This window comes from Streptosporangium sp. NPDC003464 (assembly GCF_053588315.1).
On sequence record NZ_JBSFPS010000071.1, the window covers coordinates 14814 to 37670 of the forward strand.

The window sequence follows — 22857 nt, forward strand, 5'->3', positions numbered from 1 at the left end:
TACGCGAGAGGTGACCCCCCATGCCCCTCCGCCTGCCCGGACCCGTCATGGCCGCGCTCGTCGCGGTCATCGGCGCCGTCCTCGCCGCTCCCGCGGCGCACGCCGCACAGAACGAGGTCAGTCCGCTCCCTCCGCACTTGGAGACCGTCCGCAGGGCCGAGGCCGTCAAGCTCTACGGCGACGAGGCCATCCGCCCCATGGACCAGCGCAAGACCGGGCTCGTCTCGCTGGGTGACAGCGAGATCTCCGGCGAGGGCGCCTTCGACCGCTCCCTCTACGAGCCGGGGACGGACGGACCCGACAACTGGTGCCACCGGTCGAAGAAGGCCGCCGTCCACGTCACCGGCATCCCGGCCGACGTGACCTTCAACCTCGCCTGCTCCGGCGCGCAGACCAACGACATCACCATCGGCGGGACCCACCAGTACGACGAGCTCAACCAGGGCGACAACCTGGCGATCAAGGCCCGCAACACCCGGATCAAGATGATCACGGTGGTGGCCGGGGCCAACGACACCGGAGGCCCCGAGTTCGGGCCGACCATGACCGGGTGCGTGGAGAGACGGGTCCTGTTCAGGGGGAACTGCTGGCCCGCGCACTCCCCGACCTGGGCCGGCCGGATCGACTTCATCGTGCCCCGGGTGGAGAAGGCCCTGCGCGACGTCCGGCAGATCATGACGGAGGCCGGCTACACGCCCGCGGACTACCAGCTCATCGCCATGAGCTACCCCGGCCCCGCCAGCCCGGACGTGGAGGACAACCCGAACTTCCCCGGCTGGTACAACGGCGGCTGTCTCGGCTACCTCTCCGACCTGGCCTTCGCCCGCAACAAGGCGGTGCCGATCTTCGAGCAGGGCATCCGCAGGGCCGCGAGCCTGGCCGGCGCGCGCTACCTGGACGCGAGCCGGCTCTTCCACGGCCGCGAGGTCTGCATGGACGGCCCCTGGGTGACCGGGCTGCACGCGGTGAACGGCGACCTGTTCAACCCCCGGGCGACCCAGCAGTCCTTCCACCCGAACTCCGCCGGGCACGCCGCGTTCGGCGCCTGCCTGGGGCGCTTCTACGCCGCCGACGCCACCCAGGCCACCTGCATGCTCCCCGCCGGCACGCTCACCCCGGCGCTCTACCCCGGCCTGCCCGAGTTCAGGCAGCTCAGGAACGGCGCGACCGGCGACTGCCTGGACGTGGACGGCAACTCCACGCGCAACGGCCGCAAGCTGATCGGCTGGGCCTGCGAGGGCACGCGCAACCAGGCGTTCTGGTACGACCCGGCGCGCAGGACCCTGCACACCGAGCTCTCGCACGACCGCTGCGCGGACGTCGACGGCGGCCGGCTGGCCGCGGGCACCGCGATCCAGGTGTGGGACTGCCACGGCGGCCCCGCCCAGCGCTGGACCCATGACGGCGCGCGCCTGCACGCCGCCGACGCGCCCACGCTGTGCGCCACGCTCCCCGGCGGCGCCCACGGCGACCGGCTGACACTGGCCCCCTGCGACTCCGGCGACTCCCGGCAGGTGTTCACCTGGGAGACGAAGAAGGCGCTGGCCTACACCGAGCTCAAGTCGGGCGGAAAGTGCCTGGACGTGCCCGGCGGCGCCCCGGCGAGCGGCGCGAACCTGCTGCTGTACACCTGCGACGGCGGAGCCGACCAGTTCTGGGCCCACAACCCGGTCTCCGGGCAGCTGCACAACCTGGCCGACCCGGGCCTCTGCGTGGACCTGGAGGGGGGCACGGTCACGGCCGGGCAGCCCATCCAGGTGGCGCACTGCTCCTCGGCGGTCGGCCAGTACTCGGCGTCGATGCGGTGGGACCTGACCGACGGGACGTTCCTGTCGCGCAAGGACACCGGATGGGCGATCGCGGCGGCCGGGACCTCGGACGGCTCGGCGGTCGTGCTCCAGCGGGCCGCGGGGCAGCGGTGGAGCGCCGGTGCGGGCCGGGCGCCCGACCCGTGGAAATTCCTGACCGCGGACATCTACTGAGAGACGGGCGGCCGGCCGGAGAATCTCCGGCCGGCCGCCCGCACATCCCGGAAACGACAGACGGGACCGTTCCGCACCGAAAGCACCCCCCAGCCCTTCCGGCACGGAACGAATCCCGTCTATGTCCTTTGTAACGTGCAGGTCTCGATGCTTGTTCCGAAATCAGCCGAGAATTGCGTGATCTAGCTCACTTCTTCGCTGGGTGACAGCGATCTCACTTTCGGTGACGATCATCAGGAAGGGGATGACAGGCAGCGCGGCCACCCCGGCGAAGACCGCGAAAGTCCCGGTCAAGCCCATGATCTCGGCCAGCAGGCCGGCCAGGCCGGCGCCGATGGGGAGCGTCCCCCAGGTCAGCAGGCGGGCCGCCGCGCCGTACCGGCCGAGCAGCCGGTCCGGGACGATCATCTGGGCCATGGTGCGGCTGTTGACCGTCCAGAGCGTGCCGCCCATGCCGCCCAGGAGCGCGGCGGCGCCGACCGCCCAGGCCTCGGGGAACACCGCCGGGACGATCATCATGACGATGGTGCCGACGAGGTCGGCGAAGAGCGCCCAGCGCCGCCCGCGGCTCCTCCTCCGGACCGAACGACACCCCCGGGGCATCCCTCGATCTGAGCGACGCCCCGCCGACCCCGGCGGACGCCGGCGCCGACGCGCCGGCCGCCAAGCCGGAGATCGCGACAGCCGGACCGGCGGCCCCGGCCGCCTCCGGCGCCGCGACCACCTCGCGCACCTCCTCGCGGCTGGGACCGCCGCCGACGCTGGCGATCTGGTTCCTGCTGCCGGGAGCGATCCTGCTCGGCTCGATGGTGATCTACCCGATCATCTACTCGATCTTCCGCAGCTTCTACGACGCCACCGGCGGCACCTTCGTCGGCGTGGACAACTACGCCACGATCTTCAGCGACTCCTCCACCCTGACCACGATCAGGAACAACCTGATCTGGGTCGTGGTGGCCCCCGCGCTGGTCACCGTGGTCGGCCTGATCTTCGCGGTGCTGACCGAGCGGATCCGCTGGGCGACCGCGTTCAAGCTGATCGTGTTCATGCCGATGGCCGTCTCCCTGATGGCCTCCGGCGTCATCTTCCGCCTGGTGTACGAGCAGGACCCCGACCGGGGCGTGGCCAACGCCGTGATCACCTCGGTCCAGGACGTCTTCGACTCCAACCCGGGCTACCCGGACGCGCGCCCCAGGGGGAACGACCAGGCGCCGGTCGCCGCCCAGCAGGGCGCGGTGGTGACCAAGCAGCCCGCCAAGCTCGGGCAGGCCGTGCTCATCCCGCTGGTGGGCGTCAAACCCGACACCCTCGCCTCGGCCTCGGCGGCCAAGGCCGTCCAGCCCGGACCGGGCGAGCTGGCCGGGACCGTGTGGGTGGACTTCACCCAGGGCGGCGGCGGCGCGCTCAACCAGGTGGACGGCACCGAGAAGGCCCTGGCCGGAATGACGGTCGAGGCGGTGCAGAACGGCGCCGTCAAGGGCACCGCCACCACCGAGGCCGACGGGACCTTCCGCTTCGCCGGGCTCGCGCCGGGCGACTACCTCGTACGGCTGCCGCAGTCGAACTTCGAGGCGGCCTTCAACGGGATCCCCTGGCTGGGCCCGACACTGATCACTCCGGCGATCATCGGCGCGTTCATCTGGGTGTGGGCCGGCTTCTCCATGGTGCTGATCGCGGCGGGGCTCTCGGCCATCCCGCGTGACGCGCTGGAGGCGGCCCGCATCGACGGCGCCACCGAATGGCAGGTGTTCCGCAAGATCACCGTTCCGCTGCTCTCCCCGGTGCTGCTGGTCGTGTTCGTCACAATGATCATCAATACCCTGAAGGTCTTCGACCTGGTCTTCGTCATCGCACCGGGATCGGTGCAGCCGCAGGCCAACGTGATCGCGCTGGAGATGTGGCGGGTCTCCTTCGGCGGCGGCGGCAACCAGGGACTGGGCAGCGCGCTGGCCATCTTCCTGCTGATCCTCGTCCTGCCCTTCATGATTCTCAACATCCGCCGGTTCAGGAGGGACAACCAGTGACAACCTCCACTCTCGGCGCACCGCCCCGCAGCGCCCTCGGCCGGGTCGTGGACCGGGTCGGCGGTGGTGTGGTCCAGGCGGCGATGGTGCTGATCGGCGTGTTCTGGCTGGTCCCCACCCTTGGCCTGTTCGTGGTCTCGATCCGCGACGAGACGGCCAACAACTCCACCGGCTGGTGGACGGTGTTCACCAAGCCGGCCGAGCTGACCCTCAAGAGCTACGGGGACCTGCTGGCCACCGGGTTCACCGCGTCGTTCTGGAACACCGTGCTCATCACGGTGCCCACGACCGTCCTCGTGATCGGCATCGCGGCCATGGCGGCCTACGCGTTCGCCTGGATGGACTTCCCCGGCAGGGACGGGCTGTTCCTGGTGGTGGTCGGCCTGCTGGTGGTGCCGATCCAGATCGCGCTGATCCCGATCGCGCAGCTCTACGGCAAGATCGGGATCTTCGGCTCCATCGCCGGCGTGGTGCTCTTCCACGTCGCCTTCGGACTCCCCTTCGCCATCTTCCTGCTCCGCAACTTCTTCGCGGGCATCCCGGCCTCGCTGCTGGAGGCGGCGCGGATGGACGGCGCGGGCGAGTGGAGGATCTTCTCGACCGTGGTGTTCCCGCTGGCCAAGCCGGCGATCGCCTCGCTCGGCATCTTCCAGTTCCTCTGGGTCTGGAACGACCTGCTCGTCGCCCTGGTCTTCGCCAACACCGAGAACCAGCCGATGACCAAGGCCCTGCAGTCCCAGATGCGGCAGTTCGGCACCAACATCGACATCCTGGCGCCGGGCGCCTTCCTGTCCCTGATCATCCCGCTGGTGCTGTTCTTCGCCTTCCAGCGGTATTTCGTGCAGGGCATGATGGCCGGCTCGGTGAAATAAAGGGGCAGGTCCGGTACGGCTTGCACATATTTCGGATGCAAGCCGTACCGGACCTCAAACGCCGATAGGGTTTTCGGCATGTCCGCACGCCCTTTGAACGAAGTCGTGGAAGCCGGGTGGGCCACGGCCCTGGAGCCCGTCGCCGAGCAGGTCGCCGCCATGGGCGAGTTCCTCCGCAAGGAGGTCGCCGAAGGCAGGCAGTACCTCCCTTCGGGACCCAACGTGCTCCGCGCTTTCCAGCAGCCCTTTGACCAGGTCAAGGTGCTGATCGTCGGTCAGGACCCCTACCCCACGCCGGGTCACCCGATCGGCCTGAGCTTCTCGGTCGCCGCCGACGTGCGGCCCATCCCGGGGAGCCTGCGCAACATCTACAAAGAGCTCACCGAGGACCTCGGGCTGCCCATGCCGAGCAACGGTGACCTGACCCCGTGGGCCGAGCACGGTGTGCTGCTGCTCAACAGGGTGCTCACCGTCATGCCGGGCAAGCCCGCCTCGCACCGGGGCAAGGGCTGGGAAGAGGTCACCGAGCAGGCCATCAAGGCGCTCGCCGCGCGCGACAAGCCGATGGTCGCGATCCTGTGGGGCCGCGACGCCCGCAACCTGCGCCCGATGCTCGGCGACGTCCCGGCCATCGAGTCGGCCCACCCGAGCCCCCTGTCGGCCCGGAGCGGTTTCTTCGGCTCCCGCCCGTTCAGCCGCGCCAACGAGCTCCTCGCGCAGCAGGGCGCGTCGCCGGTGGAGTGGAAGCTCCCCTAGTCCGACCTCACTCCGTGAGGGCACTAGGATCTCCACCATGAGTGATGAATCGGGCACCGAACGCTATCTCCGGCTGACGGTTGAGCTGACTGTGGAAGTGCAGGACATCGGCGCACTGCAGGCCGCCGCACTGAAGGAGATCAACCACCCTGAGGCCGACCTGGACGACGACGAGCGCAGGGAGCAGGCGGAGATGGTCTCCGCCGACGACAGCGGCGCCACGGCGCTGCAGTGGCTCATCGAGCCGGACCACGTCCTGGGTCTGATCGAGCACGTCGAGCAGATCGAGCCCCGCGAGGCCGTGCTGGGCGTGGAGCCCTCCGAAGGCCCCTCGGAGGAGGACGACGAGCACGACCACGACCACGACCACTGAGGTCAGTCGTTGACCACGGAGCCGTCCCCGAAGGCCCAGAGTTGACCTTCCAGGTCCAGAGCCTGGTAGACCCTGGGTCCCTCGGGGGTGGCCTCGATCTCCACCACGATCTCCGCGCCCCTGGCGCTGGCCTGCTCGTAGTGGGCCTCCAGGTCCTCCACCACGACGAACACCCCTTGACTGACCGCCGGCAGGTCCAGGGCGCTGCGCAGGTACGGCTCGCTGTCCCGGACCGAGGCCAGCACGACCACGGCCTCGCCCAGCACGAGCCGGGCGTGTCCGATACCGCCCTTCGGGCCGGGGACCGTCAGCGCCGGCCGGAAGCCGAAGACCTTGCCCAGCCACTCGATGGCGGCCGGGGCATCCTGGTATCGAAGGAACGGAACCACACGAGGGGTTGACATGCTGTCCTCCATCGAGACGACGCGATGCCTTCAGCCCTGAGCTTGCCACCGTTGGCCGGTCCCGTCAGCCCACTGGACTGATCTTCTTGTCAGCCGGTGAGGATGTCCTCACGGCGGGCGACGAGGGAGTCGCGCAGGCGCGTCAGCTCGCCGCAGCGGGCGGCCAGGTCGTTGACCGTGCCGTTCACCCACTGGGCGACCTCGCCGACGGCCTGACCGGTGCGGGCGATCCGCTGGTGCTTGATCGCGTCGGTGATGATGTTGTCGAAGAACATGTCGACGAACCAGCGGGTGTCCACCTTCGGGAGTTGGGGGTTGGCGTGCACCCCGACGTCGGCGAGCTCGCGGGAGAAGGCGTCCAGAGCCCGCTGGGCGTGCCAGGCCGCCTCGTCGGCGTTGCGCATGTGGCCGTGCTCCAGCATGTCCGCGAAGCCGCCGCCGCCGCTCAGCATGTCCCAGGTGGAGGCGCCACGGGCGTTGCCGAGGGAGCGCAGGACCTGGCCGACCGCCTGGGCGGCGGCGACCCCGGCGTGATGGGCCTCCTCGTGCTCACGGAGGTCGGCGTGGGTGTCGGCGAGCCGCTGGCCGAGCTCGGTGAGCTCGCGCCCCCGGGGGTCGGCCGTCTCGACCAGCACGCGCTCCTTGCGTTCGAGCAGCGCGGCGAACTCCTCCCGGGAGCGGGCGACCTCGGCCAGGCCGTTCTCCACGGCCGCCAGGTCGCTCCGGAGCCATTCGAGACGGTTCCGCTGCCCGTCCAGGCGCTGCCGCAGGGCCTGCGCCTCGGCCTGCTCCTTGGCGAGCTTCTCCTCCTTGGAACCGGTCAGGCCGGACAGGAACGCGCTGAAACCGCCCTCCAGCCTGGAGACGTCGCGCTCCTCCTCGGCGAGCTGGGCCTCCAGGTCGCCGATGAGCTGCCCGACCTCGTCGAGCTGCACGGCCACCGCCTGGCGCTGCCTGGTCAGCTGTTCCAGCCGTCGCACCCGGTCACGGGCGGCGCGCAGGTCATCATCGATGCTGTCAAAGGAGGTCACATATTTGCGACGTCTGGAGCGGCCAAATCGTTCCGTCCGGTATGCGGTGGACCCCGCCGGCACGTGCCGGGCGCCGCGGCCGCCGGCGGGGCCTGCCGCCCTCCCCCGAGACAGGGGAGGGCCATGTCAGTCCATCGGGACCAGCGGGGCGGGATAGCCCCTGATCCCCGTAGGCATCCGCCATGGCTCGTAGATCAGCTTCGTCGGCACGCCGTCCAGCTCGGGCAGGTAACGCCGGATGTATTCGCCCTCCGGGTCGAACCGCCTGGCCTGCCGTACGGGATTGACCACCCGGTTGGGCCGGGTGTCGTTGCCGGTCCCGGCCACCCACTGCCAGTTGCCGTAGTTGTTGGGCACCTCACCGTCGAGCAGCAGGTCGAAGAAGTGCCCGGCCCCCACCCGCCAGTCCACCCGCAGCCGTCTGACCAGGAACGACGCGGTCACCATGCGGGCCCGGTTGTGCATCCACCCCTCGGCGAGCAACTGCCGCATGCCCGCGTCGACGATCGGCACCCCCGTCCTGCCCTCCTTCCACGCCTGCGCCGCGTCCTCGTCGTCGTGCCACCGCTGCCCCCGCGACCGGTAGTCGTCGCGGTTGATCCGCGGGAAGGCCCGTGTCACCTGGTGGAAGAAGTCGCGCCAGCACAGCTGCCTGACGAAGTCGTCGCCGTTGACCGCCAGCGACTCCAGCTCCAGCGGCGACAGGCAGCCGACGCGCAGGTAGGGGCTGAGCCTGGAGGTGCGGTTCCCGGCGAGGTCGTCGTGGCCGGCGGCGTAGTCCTCCACGCAGTACTTCAGCCACTGCCTCATCCGCGTGCGCGCCACCGTCTCACCTCCCGGGAACGGCCCGTTCGGCCCGTGCCCGGCGAGCGGCAGCGGACCGCCCTCCAGCCCCTCGGGGACGGGCACCTTGTCGGGGGGCTTCAGCACCTCCCGGCGCCGCTGCCGGCTCCAGACCCGCCAGTAGGGCGTGAAGACCCGGTAGTGGTCGCCGCCGCCGGAGGGCCTGAGCGCGTCCGGCGGCACGACCGTCACCCCGGGGAAGGTGCGCAGGCCCATCCGGTGCCGCCGGCACTCCTCGGCGAGCCGCCGCTCCCTGCGCTGCGCGAGCGCGCTGACGTCCGCGCTGACGTAGACCGCCTGGGCCGGGAGCTCGCACGCGAGCCGGACCGTCTCCACCACCGGATCGCCCTGGCGGACCACGAGGTCGCCGCCCCGGTCGCGGAGCGATCCGCGCAGGTCGGCGAGGCACTCGGCGAGGAAGGACGCCCGGTGGCCGGCGGGCATGCGGGAGTCGGCCACGAACAGAGGCACCACGCGGCAGGCGTCCGCGCACGCGGCGGCCAGCGCCGGGTGGTCGTGCACCCGGAGGTCGCGGTTGAACAGCACAATGACGGTATCCATCACCTGATGCTTCGCGGCCGCCCCACCGGCGGTTGCATCCGCCGGCCTCCGCCGGCCGAAAGGACGTTCAGGGGGATGAAGCACCCGCGCCGCCTGGCAGGCTGGTGACGCGACCGTGGGCATGGGGTGAGACGGGCATGGACGAGCAGGGTCAGGAGACCGCCGAGGAGGGGCCGGGCTACGGCATAGGGGCCGTGGCCCGGCGGCTCGGCGTGCCCGCTCCCACACTGCGCACCTGGAACCTGCGCTACGGGATCGGCCCGAGCCACCGCAGCCCGGGCGGCCACCGCCGCTACGACGCCGGTGACCTGCGACGCCTTGAGGAGATGAACCGGCTGATCAGGGCCGGGGTCCCGGCCGCCGACGCGGCGCGGATGGTGCTGCGGACCGCGGCCGCCCCGGCGGGGGCCGAGCCCTGGGGCGAGCCGGCGTCCGCCGTGCCCGGCGGCTCGCCCCGGCCCACGCCCCCGGAGACCGCACCCGCCTCTCCCCCCGAGCAGCCCTCGGAGACCGGACCGGCGTCCGCCGGAGGGCGGCCCCCGTCCGCCGCGGCGGGCCTCACCCGCCCGCGGCTCCCGGACACCGCACCATGGGTACGGCCGGCGATACCGACCGCGACGATGCTGGCACGGGCGGCGACCGCCCTGGACAGCCGGACCGTGTCCGGCTGGATCGGCGCGGCCCTGGACAGGCACGGGATCATGTGGACCTGGGAGAACCTGGTGCTCCCGGTCTTCGGGACGATCTGCAGGCGCCAGGCGGAGACCGGCGCGAGCGTCGAGATCGAGCACCTGTTCACCGACCGGCTGCTGGCCGCGCTGATCCCGCTCGTCGAACGCCCGAGCCATCCGGTCAACGGGCGGCCGGTGCTGCTGGCCTGCGCCGAGGACGAGCAGCACAGCCTGCCGATCTACGCCCTGGCCGCCGTGCTGACCACCGACCACCACGTGGAGACGCGGGTGCTCGGGGCGCGGACCCCCTACCCGGCGCTGGCCGACGCGATGCGCCGCCTCGGCCCGGCGGCGGTCTTCGTCTGGTCCCAGTTGCGCGAGACCGGTGACCCGGCGCCGCTGGCCTCGCTCCCCCTGCTCCGCCCGGCGAGCCGCGTCATCGTCGGCGGTCCGGGCTGGGGGGACGGGCTCCCGCCGTCGATCCCGCACGCCACCTCCTTCCGCGAGGCCCTCACCCGGATCAGCGCCGCGCTGCACTGACCATTCCGGCTCCGGAGGCGCGCCGGTCCGGTCACCCAGGGTTGCGATCACCTCGACGGAGGAGTATGAATAAGTTTTGAATAGGTTTTCTCGGTAAGGGTGACCACCATGACAGACGACCTGAACGTCCGGCTCGCCCGGGGCGACGATGCGGCGGTGACCGAGTGCTTCCGTACGCATGGCCCCCTCGTCCGTTCCTACCTGCGGCGGTTCGTCCCCCCGCAGGAGGTCGAAGACCTGCAGCAGGTCGTCTTCGCCGAGGTGTGGCGCTGCCGGCACCGCTTCGACCCGGCACGCAACCTCCCGGCGTGGCTGATCGGCATCGCGCACAACCGGGCGGTGGACCACCTGAGGGCGCGCACTCCGCAGACGGTGCCGCTGGACCGGGTGGCCGACCCGGCAGGCGCCGACGGCCGGACCCACGGGGACGGCCTGGCCGAGCGCGACCAGGTCCAGCGGGCGCTGGCCGAGCTCCCGGCCCCGCAGCGCCAGGCCATCGAGCTGGCCTACTACGGCGAGCTGACCCAGCGGGAGATCGCCGAGAGGCTGAGCGTTCCGCTGGGCACCGTCAAGGCCCGCACGGCCCGCGGCCTGCGCCGCCTGTCGGGCCTCCTCGCCCAGGCCGCGGCATGAACGGCCAGGTCAGACCTCGGGTCGCGGTGTCGAGCTGCCTGGTGGGCGAGCTGGTGCGCTTCAACGGCGGCCACAGCCGCGACAGGTTCCTCAGCGGGGAGCTGGATCCCTACGTCGACTGGGTGCGCATCTGCCCGGAGGTGGAGATCGGCCTCGGCGCCCCGCGCGAGTCCCTCCGCCTCGAACGCTCCCCCCGGGGACCGCGCCTGGTCACCAGGAAGACCGGGGTGGACCTCACCGACCGGATGGCGTCCCTGGCCGCCGGTCGGGCCGGCGCCCTCGACGTGGACGGCTACGTCTTCAAGTCCAGGAGCCCCAGCTGCGGAGTGCACGGCGTCCCCCTCTACGCGGGTGACACGGCCGTGGACCGCAAGGGCAGGGGCGTGTTCGCGGCCCGGATCCTCGACGCCCACCCGCTGCTGCCGGTGGAGGACGAGGGGCGGCTGAACGACGCGCTGCTCCGCGAGACCTTTGTGGAGCGGATCTTCGCCCAGGCCAGGCTCCGCGCGCTGCTGGAGGACGACTGGCGCGCACGCGACCTGGTCGCCTTCCACTCCCGGCACAAGATGCAGCTGCTGGCCCATGACCCCGCGGTCTACCGCGAGGCGGGCCGGGTGGTGGCCCGGGCGGGCCTGCGCCCCCGCGAGGAGCTGGCCGCCGACTACGCCCGCGCGTTCGGCACGGCCTTCGCCAGGAAGGCCAGCATCGGCCGCCACGTCAACGTGCTCCAGCACTGCATGGGCATGGTGAGCGACGCGCTGGACCGGACCCGGCGGGCCGACCTGGCGGAGGTCATCGCCTCCTACCAGGCCGGCCAGGTGGCGCTCAGCGTGCCGGCCACCCTGATCCGCCATCACGCGCGCGGCGCGGCCGCGGCGTATCTCCGGGACCAGACATACTTCTCGCCGTACCCGCAGGAGCTGCGCCTGCGCAACCACGTCCCCGCCTGAGCCGCCGGTCCCGCCGCCGCGTCCACCGCTCCCGCCGCCGGAGGACCGCGGGCCCGTCCGGCCGGTCAGGGCTGATCAGGTCCCGGCGAGGCGGAGCACCGCCAGGGAGCGGGCGGGGAGGGTGAGGCCGGAGTCCAGGTGGACGCCGGGGTCGGAGGCCAGCACGGCCCTGGCCGGGGCCGTGAGGTCGAGCGAGACCGGCGCGGCGCCGAAGTTGACGGCCACCCGGAACGCTCCCCGGTGGACGACCAGCCAGCCCTCGCCGTGCTCGACCCGGACCCGGTCGAGCCTCGGGTCCGACAGGTCCGGATGCGCGCGGCGCAGCGCGATCAGGGCCCGGTACCAGTCGAGATGGGCCCGGTGGGCGTCGTCGTCGAGCTCGCTCCAGTCGAGCTTGGAGCGCAGGAACGTCAGCTCCTCCCCCGGGTCCGGCGCCTTTTCGGCCCAGTCGTCGTAGCCGAAGCCGATGAACTCCCGCCGCCGCCGGTCGGCCTCGCCCTCGCGGAGCTGCGGCTCGACGTGGTCGGTGAAGAACAGGAACGGCGTGCGCGCCCCCCACTCCTCGCCCATGAACAGCATGGGGGTGAACGGCGAGGTCAGCAGCAGCCCGGCGGCCAGCCGCAGCGCCTCCGGCGCCATCCGGTCGCCCTCGGCGCGGTTGCCGATCTGGTCGTGGTTCTGCGCGGAGCAGACGAAGCGGTAGCCGGGAACGTGCCGGGCCGGCCGGCCGTGCGAACGCCCCCGGAAGGACGAGTAGGTGCCGTCGTGGTAGTAGGCCGAGGTGAGCACCTTGGGCAGCGCACCGGCGAAGTCGTCGTAGTAGCCGTGCCGCTCCCCGGTCACCGCCACGTGCAGGGCGTGGTGGAGGTCGTCGTTCCAGGCGGCCGCCAGACCGTACCCGCCGGCCTCGCGCGGGGTCATCAGGCGCGGGTCGTTGAGGTCGGACTCGGCGATGAGCGTCAGCGGCCTGCCCACCGCCGCCGACAGCGCCTCCACCTCGGCCGCCATCTCCTCCAGCAGGTGCACGGCCCGCTTGTCGTGCAGCGCGTGCACGGCGTCCAGCCGCAGACCGTCGAGGTGGTAGTCGCGCAGCCACTGCAGCGCGTTGCCGATGAAGTAGCGGCGCACCTCGTCGGAGCCGGGACCGTCCAGGTTGACCGCCTGCCCCCAGAAGGAGGAGGCGCTGGAGTGGAAGTAGGGGCCGAACGGGGCCAGGAAGTTGCCGGACGGGCCGAGGTGGTTGTGGACGACGTCGAGGATCACGCCGAGGCCCTGCCGGTGACAGGCGTCCACGAACCGCTTGAACCCGTCGGGGCCGCCGTAGTTGTCGGTGACGGCCCACAGGTCCACCCCGTCGTAGCCCCAGTTGCGGCCGCCCGGCACCGGCGGCACCGGCATGACCTCGACGAAGTCGACGCCGAGCGCGACGAGGTGCTCCAGCTTCCCGATCGCCGCCTCGAAGGTCCCCTCCGGGGTGAAGGTGCCGATGTGCAGCTCGTAGATCACCGACCCCGGCAGGCCGCGACCGCACCACAGGTCGTCGCTCCACACGAACCGGTCGTGGTCGTAGACCCGGCTCGGCCCGAAGATCCCCTCGGGCTGCCAGCGGGTCCGGGGGTCCGGCAGCGGCTCGCCGCCGTCCAGCCGGAACCGGTAGTCGGTCCCGTGCCCGGCTCCGGGCACCTCCGCCGACCACCAGCCGCCCGCCCCCGCGGACATCGGGTGGCGGACCCCGTCGATCTCCACGTCGACCGCCGTCGCCTGCGGCGCCCAGACCTCGAACATGGCTACTCCCTCTCCAGAAGCGCGACCGGGTGGGCCGACAGCAGGTGGGCCAGCGGGATCCTGCCGGTGTGCTCGGCGCCGGTCAGCAGGTCGCGCCAGGCGCCGGGCGGCAGCGTGACCGTCTCGCTCCCCCAGCCGCCGCGCCGGGCCAGCCCGGCCGGCAGCCGGGTGACCACCGCCACGGCCTGCTCCCCGCGCGCGAAGGCGACCGCGTGCTCGCCGGCCTCCAGCGGGACGTACGGCGCGGCCGGGTCCAGCCGCCGCCGCAGGTTCAGGGCCTGGGTGGTGACCAGCAGCTTGGCCTCGTCCCACGGTGTGCCGGCCTGCCCGGCGAGCATCCGGCGGCGCAGCGCGAAGTCGACCGGGCGCCGGTTGTCCGGGTCGACCAGGGAGAAGTCGGTGATCTCATTGCCCCAGTAGAGGTCGGGCACGCCCGGGAGCATGAGCTGCAGGAGCTTCTGGCTCAGCGAGTTGGACCGGGCGTAGGGCTCGATCCTGGCCGCGAACTCCGCGACGGAGGCGCCGCACCCGTCGATCGCCCGGGTGACGAAGTCGCGGATGCCCGCCTCGTAGGCGGGGTCGGGGGCGGCCCAGGAGATCGAGGTCTTGGCCTCGCGGGCCGCCTTGAACAGGTAGTCGAAGAACCTGTCGGGACCGATGGGCCAGGCCGCCATCAGGTTCTGCCAGGCCAGATAGTCCAGCACCGGGTCGAAGGAGACCTTCGAGGACCACTCCCCGACGGCCGCCGCCCACTCCTCCGGCAGCTCCGACAGCACGGCCAGCCGGGCGCGCACGTCCTCGGAGCGTTTGGTGTCGTGCGTGGACAGCGTCGTCATCGAGGTCGGCGACATCTCCCGGGCGAAGGCGTGGAAGCCCTCCACGGCCCCGTCGAAGTGGTCGGGCTCCCCGCCCACCTCGTTCAGGCACGCCAGCGGATACCACCGGTAGAGCGCGGTGTCCTCCACCCCCTTGGCCATCACCGGCCCGCAGGTCTGCTGGAAGCGGGTGACCGCCTCGGCCGGGCCGCGCAGCACCCTGTCGACGACCTCCGCGACCGGGGCGCCCTCGGGCAGCCGGGCCGCGGCGGCCCGCCCGGCCGCCTCGACGATCGCGGCCGACTCCGCGGGCACCGGCTCTCCCGGCACCGCGTAGGCCCGGTAGACCGGCATCGCGGCGAGCAGCTCCACCAGCGTCTCGCGGTCGGAGCCGACGACGGCGTGCAGCCGGTCGACCTCGGCGGCGAAGAACAGGTCGAGGACCTCCCGCTTGGACTGCCCGACCACCGTGGCGTAGTCGTGCGGCATGCCGGTGTGCTTGACGAACAGCTCCAGCAGCGGCCCGGCGCCCGCGGGGTCCACGAACAGTCTGGTGATCCGGTTGAGCACGTCGTAGCCGGTGGTGCCGTCGCAGTCCCAGTCGGCGGGCAGCCGCTCGGAGCCGACCAGGATCTTCTCCGCCACGGTCCACACGCCCGAGGCCGCGCGGAGCCGCGCCAGGTAGCCGCGCGGCTCGGCCAGCCCGTCGGGGTGGTCCACCCGTAGGCCGTCGACGACCCCCTCCGCCACCAGCTCCAGGATCAGCCGGTGGGTGGCGTCGAAGACCTCCGGGTCCTCCACCCGGAGCCCGATCAGCGAGGACACGTCGAAGAATCGCCGGTAGCCGGGCCCCCGCCGCCAGTCGACCAGCCGGTAGTGGGTGTCGGGCAGGGGGAACTCGTGGTCGTGGTAGCGCAGCACGCCGCCGTCGGCCACCGGCTCGGTGTCGTCGCCGAGCACCGGCATGTTCACCTTGCCGCCGACCCACTCGATGTCGAACCACGGCGCGTACGGCGAGGCCTGGCCGTCCTTGAGCACCGACCACAGCGGCGCGTTGCCCGACTCGGGCACCGGGACCGTCATGTGGTTGGGCACGATGTCGACGACGATCCCCAGCCCGTGCTCGGCCAGCGTCGCCGACAGCGCCCGCAGGCCCTCGATCCCGCCGAACTCCGCCCGGATCCGGGAGTGGTCGGTCACGTCGTAGCCGTGCCGCGACTCCGGCACCGCCTGCAGGATCGGCGACAGGTAGACGTGACTGACCCCCAGCTCCCGCAGGTAGGGGGCGAGCGCGGCGACCTCGGCGAAGCCGAAGTCGGGGGTCAGCTGGATCCGGTAGGTCGAGATGGGTCCGGTCAGTCGCTCAGACACGCCGCAGCACCCTCACCGACCTGCCGACCACCGGCACGTCCTCGCCCGCCCGGCAGATCCGGGTCTCCACTGTGATCGGCATCGCCGTGTCGATCTCCGTCAGCCACATCTCGCCGTAGTCCTTGGGAATCGTGAATTTGATGACGTCGTGGTGGGCGTTGAACAGCAGCAGGAACGAGTCGTCGGTGATCTGCCGTCCGCGGCGGTCCGGCTCGGTGATGGCGTCGCCGTTGAGGAAGACCGCCAGCGACTTGGCGTAGCCCACGTTCCAGTCCGCGTCGGTCATCTTCTCGCCCTGCGGGGTGAACCAGGCGATGTCGCTGAGGTTGTCCTCCGAGCCCCGCACCGGCCGGCCGTAGAAGAACCGGCGGCGCCGGAAGACCGGGTGGTCGGCGCGGAGTCTGGACAGCCGCCGGGTGAACTCCAGCAGCAGCCAGTTCTCCCGGACGTCGGACCAGTCGACCCAGCTCAGCTCGTTGTCCTGGCAGTAGACGTTGTTGTTGCCCTGCTGCGTGCGCCCCAGCTCGTCGCCGTGGGAGATCATCGGCACGCCCTGGGACAGGAACAGCGTGGTCAGGAAGTTGCGCTTCTGCTGCTCGCGCAGCGACTCGATCGTGAGGGAGGCGGGCCCCTCCGCCCCGCAGTTCCAGGACCGGTTGTCGTCGGTGCCGTCCCGGTTGTGCTCGCCGTTGGCCTCGTTGTGCTTGCCGTTGTAGGAGACGAGGTCCTGGAGGGTGAACCCGTCGTGGCAGGTGACGAAGTTGATCGAGGCGGCCGGGCGGCGGCTGTCGTCCTGGTAGAGGTCGCTGGAGCCGGTCAGCCGGGAGGCGAACTCCGGGAGCGAGGCCGGCTCGCCCCGCCACAGGTCGCGGATCGTGTCGCGGTACATGCCGTTCCACTCGGTCCACCGGGCGGGGAAGTTGCCCACCTGGTAGCCCCCGGGGCCGACGTCCCACGGCTCGGCGATCAGCTTGACCTGTGACAGCACCGGGTCCTGCTGGACCAGGTCGAAGAAGGCGCTCAGCCGGTCGACCTCGTGCAGCTCCCGGGCCAGCGTCGCCGCCAGGTCGAACCGGAAGCCGTCCACGTGCATCTCGATGACCCAGTAGCGGAGCGAGTCCATGATCATCTGGAGCACGTGCGGGGAGCGCATGAACAGGCTGTTGCCGGTCCCGGTGGTGTCCATGTAGTAGCGCTCGTCGTTCTCGACCAGCCGGTAGTAGTTGGGGTTGTCGATGCCCCGCATGCTCAGCGTGGGGCCCAGGTGGTTGCCCTCGGCGGTGTGGTTGTAGACCACGTCGAGGATGACCTCGATGCCCGCCTCATGCAGCGCCTTGACCATCGCCTTGAACTCCAGGACCTGCCCGCCGCGCTGGCCGGTGCTGGAGTAGGCGTTGTGCGGGGCGAAGAAGGCGATGCTGTTGTAGCCCCAGTAGTTCGTCAGCCCCCGCTCGGCGAGCACGTGGTCGGTGACGAACTGGTGCACCGGCATGAGCTCGATCGCCGTCACCCCGAGCGCGGTCAGGTGGTCGATGATCTCCGGGTGCCCGATGGCCGCGTAGGTGCCGCGGATCCGCTCGGGGATCTTCGGATGGTTGATCGTCAGGCCCTTGACGTGCGCCTCGTAGATCACCGTGTCGTGGTACGGCCGGGCGGGCGGCCGGTCGTGTCCCCATCCGAAGAACGGATTGATGACGATCGAGCGCGGGACGAACTCCGCCGAGTCGATGTCGTTACGGCTGTCCGGCTGCCCGAAGCGGTAGCCGTAGGCCGCCTCGTCCCACTTCACGTCGCCCTCGACCGCCTTGGCGTAGGGGTCGAGCAGGAGCTTGGCGGGGTTGCACCGCAGCCCGCGCGCCGGGTCGTAGGGGCCGTGCACCCGGTAGCCGTAGCGCTGCCCGGGGCCGATGCCGGGCAGGTAACCGTGCCAGACGTATCCTTCGCACTCGGTGAACGGGACCCTGGTCTCCTGGTTGTCGTCGTCGAACAAGCACAGTTCGACCCGTTCCGCGGCCTCCGTGAAGAGTGCGAAGTTGGTCCCCGCGCCGTCGTAGGTGGCCCCCAGGGGATAAGGGTCACCCGGCCAGATCTCGATCATTACACCGCCCTTCAGCGGTGAGAAGACATGCCCAATGCTGCCCTAGCCATGCGTGCTTTCCCACCCTCAACACGGCGAGCTCCGTCCCCGTTCTCCTTAGGGAAGGTCAAGGATCCTCCGGCCGGCCCATGAAAGGTTCAGGACGTGCGTGACCGGCTCCCCGGGGCGGGCTCACCGGGCGTGTCCGGTGCGGGGCCGCACCCCCGGGCTCACCGGGGGGCCGCCTCCTGGGCGGGGAGCCGGGCCCGCAGATCCCGGAGCGCCGGCCCGTACACCTCCACCCCGGCGCGGCGGACGAAGTCCTCCGCCGCGCGCAGATGCGCCCCGGCCCGCTCGCGGTCGCCGTCCAGCAGGGCCAGCCGCGCCAGGCACAGGTCGGTCACCGACCAGCCCAGCAGGCGGCCCGCATTCGGAGCCAGCCGGCCGTACAGGGCCCGCCCGGCGGCCACGTCGCCGAGCGCCGCGCAGAGCTCGCTGACCGCGTCCGGCACGAACCGGTAGGCCAGGTCGGGCTCGATCGGGGCGAAGCCGTCGCGGGAGATCTCGGCGAAGACCACGCGCGCCTCGTCGGCCCGGCCCAGGTCGATCAGGGCCAGGCAGCGCAGGATCTGCCAAGGCCGCTGGCCGGGACGCTGAGCGAGCGTCCTGTCGGCCAACGTGAGCGCCTCGCCGGCCGCGCCCCGCGCTCTCAGGGCGAGGAAGCGGAGCACCCCACTGCGCAGATCCGCGTCGCCCCTGCCCATGGACCCCCGTCCCAGGGCTCCCTCCGGATGTGCCGCGCCGGACTCCTCCGCCGCGGCGAGGGCGTCGGCGAAACGCCCGCCCAGGTAGGCGAGGACCGCGCTCTGCCAGGCGGTCAGGCTGACCATCGAGGGGAGCCGGAGCCGATCGGCGGTCTCCCTGAGCCAGGACAGCAGCTCGACGGCCTCGTCGGCCCGCCCCTGGGCGCTCAGCTCCATGTACTCGGCCTCGCGTCCGATCCACTCGACGGTCAGGTCACCGGTGCGCAGACCGATCTCCAGGAGCTCGTCGATGACCGCCCGCGCGCCGTCGTGGTCGTGGTCGTGCCTGAGCACCATCTCCAGGACGATCAGCGCGTTGGACAGCGCCCGATCGTCGCCGGTACGGCGGGCCAGCCGTACCGCCTCGCGCGCCATCGCGACGCTGTGCTCGACGGGACGGACCGCGGAGCCGGTCATCGCGGCGGCGGCGAGCAGCCGGGCCCGCCACGGCGAGCCCTCGGCCAGCCCGGAGGCGAGGACCCGGTCGATGCGCTCGACGAGCCGGTCGATGCCGGTGATCTCCTCGTACATGGCCAGGTGGATGGGGTCGGAGAAGCCCAGCACCGCCCGGGCCAGCCGGTTGTCGTCGCCGAGCCCCTCGGCGATCTCCGCGGCGGCCTCCAGGGAGGCGTGGGCCGCGATGCTCATGCCCGCCGCCGCCTGCGCCTCGGCCAGGTCGATCAGCAGGTCGCAGCGGAGCGCGTCGTCGGACCGGGGGAGCCGGTCGATCATCGAGATCGCCTGCTCCAGGTTCTCCACCGCGTCCTCGTGGGCGAACTGCGCCATCGCCTGGGCCGCCGCGCGCCGGGTGTAACCGATGGCCTTGCCCGCCATCCGAGGGGTCAGCAGGCCCTCGCGGTAGTGGTGGGCGATCTCGGTGAGACGGGTCCCGCTCCGCTCCTCCACCACCTCGGCGATCCGCGCGTGCAGCCGCCGGCGACGCAGCGGCGGTAGCCCCTCGCGGAGCACGTCGCGGACGATGTCGTGGACGAACCGGCAGGTCAGACCGTCGCCTTCGATCAGCAGCCGGGCCCGGACCGCGGCGTCGACGATGTCGAGCACCCGCTCCTCGGGCAGCTCCACCACCCGGAGCAGGGTGTCGGTCGCCGCGTCCCGGCCGAGCAGGGCCGCGACGGTCAGCACCTCCTCGGTGTCCGGCGGCAGGCCGGCCATCCGGCCGCGCACGACGTCGGACAGGGCCTGCGGGGTCTCCCCCAGTTGCAGGACCTCCCCCAGGAAGAACGGGTTGCCCGCGGTCAGCCGGTCCATCTCCCCGGCCCGGTCCGGATCGGCGCCGGCCCGGCCGAGATACTCGCGGATCTCCTCCTCGCCGAGCCCCCGCAGCAGGAGCCGCCGCACGTGCGGCAGCCGTACCAGCGCGCCGAGGGCGTGCTCCAGCGCCCCGCCGGGGGGCACGTCGGTGTCGCGGTAGGTGGCCACCACGGTCAGCTCCGGGCAGAGCCGGGTGGAGGCGAGGAACTCCAGCAGCCGCAGCGACGACGCGTCGGCCCACTGGAGGTCGTCGAGGACGACCATGAGCCGGCCGTGTTCGTTCAGCAGCCGGGCGAACGCCTCGTAGAACTGGAACTGCCCGACCGCGGCGAGCTGGGTCAGCTCACCGTCCTTGCCGACCAGCTCCTGTACGGCCTGCGTCCACGGCCAGAAGGGCGGCGTGCCGCTGCCGTCCCAGCAGCGGCCCCACACCACCCGGCGGCCCCGGGAGCGGGCGGTCTCGGCGGCGTGTTCGGCCAGGCTGGTCTTGCCGATCCCCGGTTCCCCGGCCAGCAGCACCACCTGGTGCCCCTCGCCCGCGACCGCCAGGTCCAGTGCCTCGGCCTCGGCGTCCCGGCCGACCAGCCGGGCGCGCCGGCGCGCCGCCGTCCGGACCCGGGGTGTGAGGGCGGGGTCCTGGGCGAGGATGCGCCGCTCCATCTCCCGCGACCGGGGGTCGGGGTCCAGCCCCAGGTCCTCCACCAGGAGCCTGCGCCCCTCGGCGAGCACGGCCAGCGCGTCGGCCTGCCGCCCGGCCTGGTAGAGGGCGTGGGCGCCGAGCACGCGGAGCCGTTCCCTGAACGGGTGGGCGGCGACCAGCTGGGACAGTGCGCCGGTCAGCGTGGCCCCCAGGCCGAGTGCGAGGTCGGCCTCGGCCAGGTCCTCCTCCAGCGCCAGCCGGAACTCGGCCAGGTGGGCGATCTCCTCGGCGGCCCAGGCGGCGCCCGCGAAGTCGGCGAGCGGCTCCCCGCGCCATTCCTCCAGCGCCAGCCGGAACTGCCGGCCGGCGGCCTCGTGCTCGCCGCCGGCGCTCATGCGCCTGCCCTCGGCCGCCCGCTCACGGGCCCTGGCCAGGTCGAGCGCGGTCTCGGGGATGTCGAGGGCGTAGCCGCCGGGCCTGCTGACCAGGACGGCGGGGGGCACGTCCCGCCGCCTGCCGGGCTCGAAGACACGGCGGAGCTTGGAGATGTACGCCTGGACGGTGTTGACCGCGCCGGGCGGCGGCCCGTCCTCCCAGAGCGCGTCGATCAGCCGGTGCGGTCCGACCGGACGGGGGGCGGCGAGCATGCACATGGCCAGCACCGCCCGCTGCTGGTAGGGCCCGATGTCCAACGGCATCCCGTCGTCGGCGACCACACCGACCGGTCCCAGCACACGAAAGTCCATCCGGCCACCTCGCTCGCAAACTCGGCCGATAGTACCTTTCGCACCGCACCGGCATGCCCGGCCGCCTGATGCCCGCCGTCCCACCCCCGACCGTCATGTACCCCCGACCGCCCCGTGCCCGACCGCCACGCACCTCCGACCGTCACGCACCCCCGACCTGAAGCCGGTCGATCCGCCCGGTGCCGTCGCAGAGCGAACACTGCTCGTGCCCGCCGGTCGTGCCCTCGCCCCGGCACAGCCCGCACCTCAGCAGGGCACCGAACCGGGGGTCGCGGTAGGTGTGCCGGAACAACCTGCCGCGGTCGATCTGCCATTCCTGCACCCAGGCGAACGCGTCCACCTCCGCGAAGATCGAGACGTCCAGCGCCCGCAGGCAGATGATCAGTAAGCTGCCCGCACCGATCCGGGGACCGCCGCGGAATCCGATGTCGTGCTTCAAGGACCGTCACCTCCTTGAAGGTTCACCCCAGTGGGGCCTCGCTCCTGTTTTACCCTGGTCTGTGCCATAGAAGACTGCCATTGGCAATTACCACAGGAATGTACCTCTGGTGGTTACCTTCTGGGATTGCCAGACGATACTGCCGTTTGACTGTTACCATCGCCACGGCCTGGGAAGGCTTCCATGAGCGAGGCGGCAGCCGCCCTGCACCGTCGGGGAGGAAGAGGTGAGCGCCGATGGCCGGCACCAACCCCACCCTGCGCCGCCGACAGCTCGCCAGCCGCCTGCGCGAGCTCCGCGAACAGGCCGGCAGGAGCATCAAAGAGGCCGCCGAACAGCTCGAATGCTCACCGGCGAAGATCAGCCGGATCGAGACCGCCCAGCGCGGCGCGCTGCCCCGGGACGTGCGTGACCTGTGCCTGTTCTACGGGATGACCGACCAGGCGCAGATCGACGCCCTGATGTCCCTGGCCCGGGAGGCCAAGCAGCAGGTGTGGTGGCAGGAGACGGAGGACGTCGACTTCCGCCCCTTCCTCGGCCTGGAGATCGACGCCACGGCGATCTCGGAGTATGAGACGACGACCGTCCCCGGCCTTCTCCAGACCGAGGACTACGCCCGCGCGGTCATCAAGGGATATCTGCCGGGAATGGCGCAGGACGTTCTGGAAGAGCGGGTCGCCTACCGGCTCAGGCGCCAAGAACGCCTGCACGGGCCCCATCCGCCGAAATACTGGGTGCTTCTCGACGAATCCGTGCTGCACCGCCATGTGGGCGGGGTCGAGGTCATGAGGAAGCAGCTGGAGCACCTCGGAAAGGCCGCCGAGCTGTCCCACGTGACGATCCAGGTGATCCCCTTCACCGTCGGCGCGCACATGGGATTCGACAGTGCTTTCATTTTATTGGAGTTTTCCGATCCCACAATCGGCGACACCGTGTATCTCGACACCCTCATGGGTAGCTTCTACCTGGAGAAAGCCAGAGAGCTCGAACGTTTCAGAGAAACGCTCAACCATCTTCGCGCAGTGGCCCTGAGCCCACAGGAGTCAGCCGTCCACATCGCGAGGGCATACGATAGGTTCGCTGCCTGACCGGCGCATTCCGTCATCCGACCGACAATCCCAACGAATTCTCATGGAGAGACGATGACGTCTTCCAAAACCACTGAGCCCGCCACCCTCCAGTGGCAGGTCTCAAGCCGGTGCAACAACGGCTCCTGCGTGGAAATCGCCCGGCTTCCCGACGGGGGCGTGGGCATGCGCGACAGCAAGA

The 22857-nt window shown here is 71.5% G+C and carries 19 protein-coding genes; 10 read left to right on the forward strand and 9 right to left on the reverse strand.

Going from position 1 to position 22857, the window contains the following annotated elements; all coding sequences use genetic code 11:
- Positions 1-20: 20 nt before the first annotated feature.
- Positions 21-1982 (forward strand): ricin-type beta-trefoil lectin domain protein, encoded by a 1962-nt coding sequence (locus tag ACWDS7_RS17920; protein ID WP_451930178.1) that lies wholly within the window; start codon positions 21-23, stop codon positions 1980-1982.
- Positions 1983-2144: 162 nt separating this feature from the next.
- Here the strand turns inward: ACWDS7_RS17920 and ACWDS7_RS17925 are convergent, their stop codons facing one another.
- Positions 2145-2585, reverse strand: coding sequence for a hypothetical protein (locus tag ACWDS7_RS17925; protein ID WP_451930179.1), 441 nt, complete (start codon positions 2583-2585; stop codon positions 2145-2147).
- A 203-nt stretch (positions 2586-2788) separates the two neighbouring features.
- Between ACWDS7_RS17925 and ACWDS7_RS17930 the strand changes: the two genes are divergently transcribed.
- The 4 genes from ACWDS7_RS17930 to ACWDS7_RS17945 all read left to right on the forward strand — a co-directional run bounded on the left by ACWDS7_RS17930 (position 2789) and on the right by ACWDS7_RS17945 (position 6007).
- On the forward strand, positions 2789-4006 hold the full coding sequence (locus tag ACWDS7_RS17930) for an ABC transporter permease subunit (protein ID WP_451930180.1): 1218 nt from the start codon (positions 2789-2791) through the stop codon (positions 4004-4006).
- Entirely contained in the window at positions 4003-4878 is an 876-nt protein-coding gene (locus tag ACWDS7_RS17935) for a carbohydrate ABC transporter permease (protein WP_451930181.1), read from the forward strand. Before ACWDS7_RS17930 ends, ACWDS7_RS17935 begins: the two co-directional genes overlap by 4 nt.
- A gap of 78 nt (positions 4879-4956) precedes the next feature.
- Positions 4957-5634, forward strand: coding sequence for a uracil-DNA glycosylase (locus ACWDS7_RS17940; RefSeq protein WP_306858602.1), 678 nt, complete (start codon positions 4957-4959; stop codon positions 5632-5634).
- A 37-nt stretch (positions 5635-5671) separates the two neighbouring features.
- Positions 5672-6007, forward strand: a complete 336-nt coding sequence (locus ACWDS7_RS17945; RefSeq protein ID WP_451930182.1) for a hypothetical protein — start codon at positions 5672-5674, stop codon at positions 6005-6007.
- Between the two features lie 2 nt (positions 6008-6009).
- On the opposite strand, the gene ACWDS7_RS17950 is transcribed toward ACWDS7_RS17945, so the two are convergent.
- The 3 genes from ACWDS7_RS17950 to ACWDS7_RS17960 form a co-directional block, all read right to left on the reverse strand.
- Positions 6010-6411, reverse strand: a complete 402-nt coding sequence (locus tag ACWDS7_RS17950; protein ID WP_451930183.1) for a VOC family protein — start codon at positions 6409-6411, stop codon at positions 6010-6012.
- An 89-nt stretch (positions 6412-6500) separates the two neighbouring features.
- Positions 6501-7442 carry a hypothetical protein gene (locus ACWDS7_RS17955; RefSeq protein WP_451930184.1) on the reverse strand — a complete coding sequence of 314 codons (942 nt, stop codon included), beginning with the start codon at positions 7440-7442 and terminating at the stop codon, positions 6501-6503.
- Positions 7443-7568: 126 nt separating this feature from the next.
- Positions 7569-8846, reverse strand: coding sequence for a cryptochrome/photolyase family protein (locus tag ACWDS7_RS17960; protein ID WP_451930185.1), 1278 nt, complete (start codon positions 8844-8846; stop codon positions 7569-7571).
- Between the two features lie 137 nt (positions 8847-8983).
- On the opposite strand from ACWDS7_RS17960, the gene ACWDS7_RS17965 reads away from it, so the two are divergent.
- The 3 genes from ACWDS7_RS17965 (at position 8984) to ACWDS7_RS17975 (ending at position 11640) form a co-directional block, all read left to right on the forward strand.
- Positions 8984-10057, forward strand: coding sequence for a MerR family transcriptional regulator (locus ACWDS7_RS17965; protein ID WP_451930186.1), 1074 nt, complete (start codon positions 8984-8986; stop codon positions 10055-10057).
- A 108-nt stretch (positions 10058-10165) separates the two neighbouring features.
- Entirely contained in the window at positions 10166-10690 is a 525-nt protein-coding gene (locus ACWDS7_RS17970) for an RNA polymerase sigma factor (RefSeq protein WP_451930187.1), read from the forward strand.
- Entirely contained in the window at positions 10687-11640 is a 954-nt protein-coding gene (locus tag ACWDS7_RS17975) for a YbgA family protein (protein ID WP_451930188.1), read from the forward strand. The genes ACWDS7_RS17970 and ACWDS7_RS17975 overlap by 4 nt, the downstream gene beginning before the upstream one ends.
- Positions 11641-11715: 75 nt before the next feature.
- Here ACWDS7_RS17975 and treZ read toward each other — a convergent pair whose 3' ends face one another.
- The 5 genes from treZ to ACWDS7_RS18000 all read right to left on the reverse strand — a co-directional run bounded on the left by treZ (position 11716) and on the right by ACWDS7_RS18000 (position 21588).
- A complete protein-coding gene (gene treZ, locus ACWDS7_RS17980; protein ID WP_451930189.1) occupies positions 11716-13425 on the reverse strand; it encodes a malto-oligosyltrehalose trehalohydrolase in 1710 nt (569 codons plus the stop codon).
- Positions 13426-13427: 2 nt separating this feature from the next.
- Entirely contained in the window at positions 13428-15611 is a 2184-nt protein-coding gene (gene treY / locus ACWDS7_RS17985) for a malto-oligosyltrehalose synthase (RefSeq protein WP_451930190.1), read from the reverse strand.
- Positions 15604-17709 (reverse strand): glycogen debranching protein GlgX, encoded by a 2106-nt coding sequence (gene glgX, locus ACWDS7_RS17990; protein ID WP_306858612.1) that lies wholly within the window; start codon positions 17707-17709, stop codon positions 15604-15606. The genes treY and glgX overlap by 8 nt, the downstream gene beginning before the upstream one ends.
- 209 nt (positions 17710-17918) lie before the next feature.
- Positions 17919-21149, reverse strand: a complete 3231-nt coding sequence (locus tag ACWDS7_RS17995; RefSeq protein ID WP_451930191.1) for a BTAD domain-containing putative transcriptional regulator — start codon at positions 21147-21149, stop codon at positions 17919-17921.
- Between the two features lie 142 nt (positions 21150-21291).
- Entirely contained in the window at positions 21292-21588 is a 297-nt protein-coding gene (locus ACWDS7_RS18000) for a hypothetical protein (RefSeq protein WP_306858614.1), read from the reverse strand.
- A gap of 236 nt (positions 21589-21824) precedes the next feature.
- On the opposite strand from ACWDS7_RS18000, the gene ACWDS7_RS18005 reads away from it, so the two are divergent.
- Both ACWDS7_RS18005 and ACWDS7_RS18010 read left to right on the forward strand, forming a co-directional pair.
- On the forward strand, positions 21825-22676 hold the full coding sequence (locus ACWDS7_RS18005) for a helix-turn-helix domain-containing protein (RefSeq protein WP_451930192.1): 852 nt from the start codon (positions 21825-21827) through the stop codon (positions 22674-22676).
- A 54-nt stretch (positions 22677-22730) separates the two neighbouring features.
- Positions 22731-22857: DUF397 domain-containing protein (locus tag ACWDS7_RS18010; RefSeq protein WP_451930193.1), on the forward strand; the 127-nt coding region annotated here is incomplete at its 3' end.

What these genes read in the sequence shown, in the direction of transcription:
- ACWDS7_RS17925 (WP_451930179.1), bottom strand. Translation starts at nt 2,585, where the DNA reads ATGCCCCGGGGGTGTCGTTCGGTCCGGAGGAGGAGCCGCGGGCGGCGC.
- ACWDS7_RS17975 (WP_451930188.1), top strand. Translation starts at nt 10,687, where the DNA reads ATGAACGGCCAGGTCAGACCTCGGGTCGCGGTGTCGAGCTGCCTGGTG.
- ACWDS7_RS17945 (WP_451930182.1), top strand. Translation starts at nt 5,672, where the DNA reads ATGAGTGATGAATCGGGCACCGAACGCTATCTCCGGCTGACGGTTGAG.
- glgX (WP_306858612.1), bottom strand. Translation starts at nt 17,709, where the DNA reads ATGATCGAGATCTGGCCGGGTGACCCTTATCCCCTGGGGGCCACCTAC.
- ACWDS7_RS17965 (WP_451930186.1), top strand. Translation starts at nt 8,984, where the DNA reads ATGGACGAGCAGGGTCAGGAGACCGCCGAGGAGGGGCCGGGCTACGGC.
- ACWDS7_RS17920 (WP_451930178.1), top strand. Translation starts at nt 21, where the DNA reads ATGCCCCTCCGCCTGCCCGGACCCGTCATGGCCGCGCTCGTCGCGGTC.
- ACWDS7_RS17930 (WP_451930180.1), top strand. Translation starts at nt 2,789, where the DNA reads ATGGTGATCTACCCGATCATCTACTCGATCTTCCGCAGCTTCTACGAC.
- treZ (WP_451930189.1), bottom strand. Translation starts at nt 13,425, where the DNA reads ATGTTCGAGGTCTGGGCGCCGCAGGCGACGGCGGTCGACGTGGAGATC.
- ACWDS7_RS17970 (WP_451930187.1), top strand. Translation starts at nt 10,166, where the DNA reads ATGACAGACGACCTGAACGTCCGGCTCGCCCGGGGCGACGATGCGGCG.
- ACWDS7_RS17950 (WP_451930183.1), bottom strand. Translation starts at nt 6,411, where the DNA reads ATGTCAACCCCTCGTGTGGTTCCGTTCCTTCGATACCAGGATGCCCCG.
- ACWDS7_RS18005 (WP_451930192.1), top strand. Translation starts at nt 21,825, where the DNA reads ATGGCCGGCACCAACCCCACCCTGCGCCGCCGACAGCTCGCCAGCCGC.
- ACWDS7_RS17960 (WP_451930185.1), bottom strand. Translation starts at nt 8,846, where the DNA reads ATGGATACCGTCATTGTGCTGTTCAACCGCGACCTCCGGGTGCACGAC.
- ACWDS7_RS17995 (WP_451930191.1), bottom strand. Translation starts at nt 21,149, where the DNA reads ATGGACTTTCGTGTGCTGGGACCGGTCGGTGTGGTCGCCGACGACGGG.
- ACWDS7_RS17940 (WP_306858602.1), top strand. Translation starts at nt 4,957, where the DNA reads ATGTCCGCACGCCCTTTGAACGAAGTCGTGGAAGCCGGGTGGGCCACG.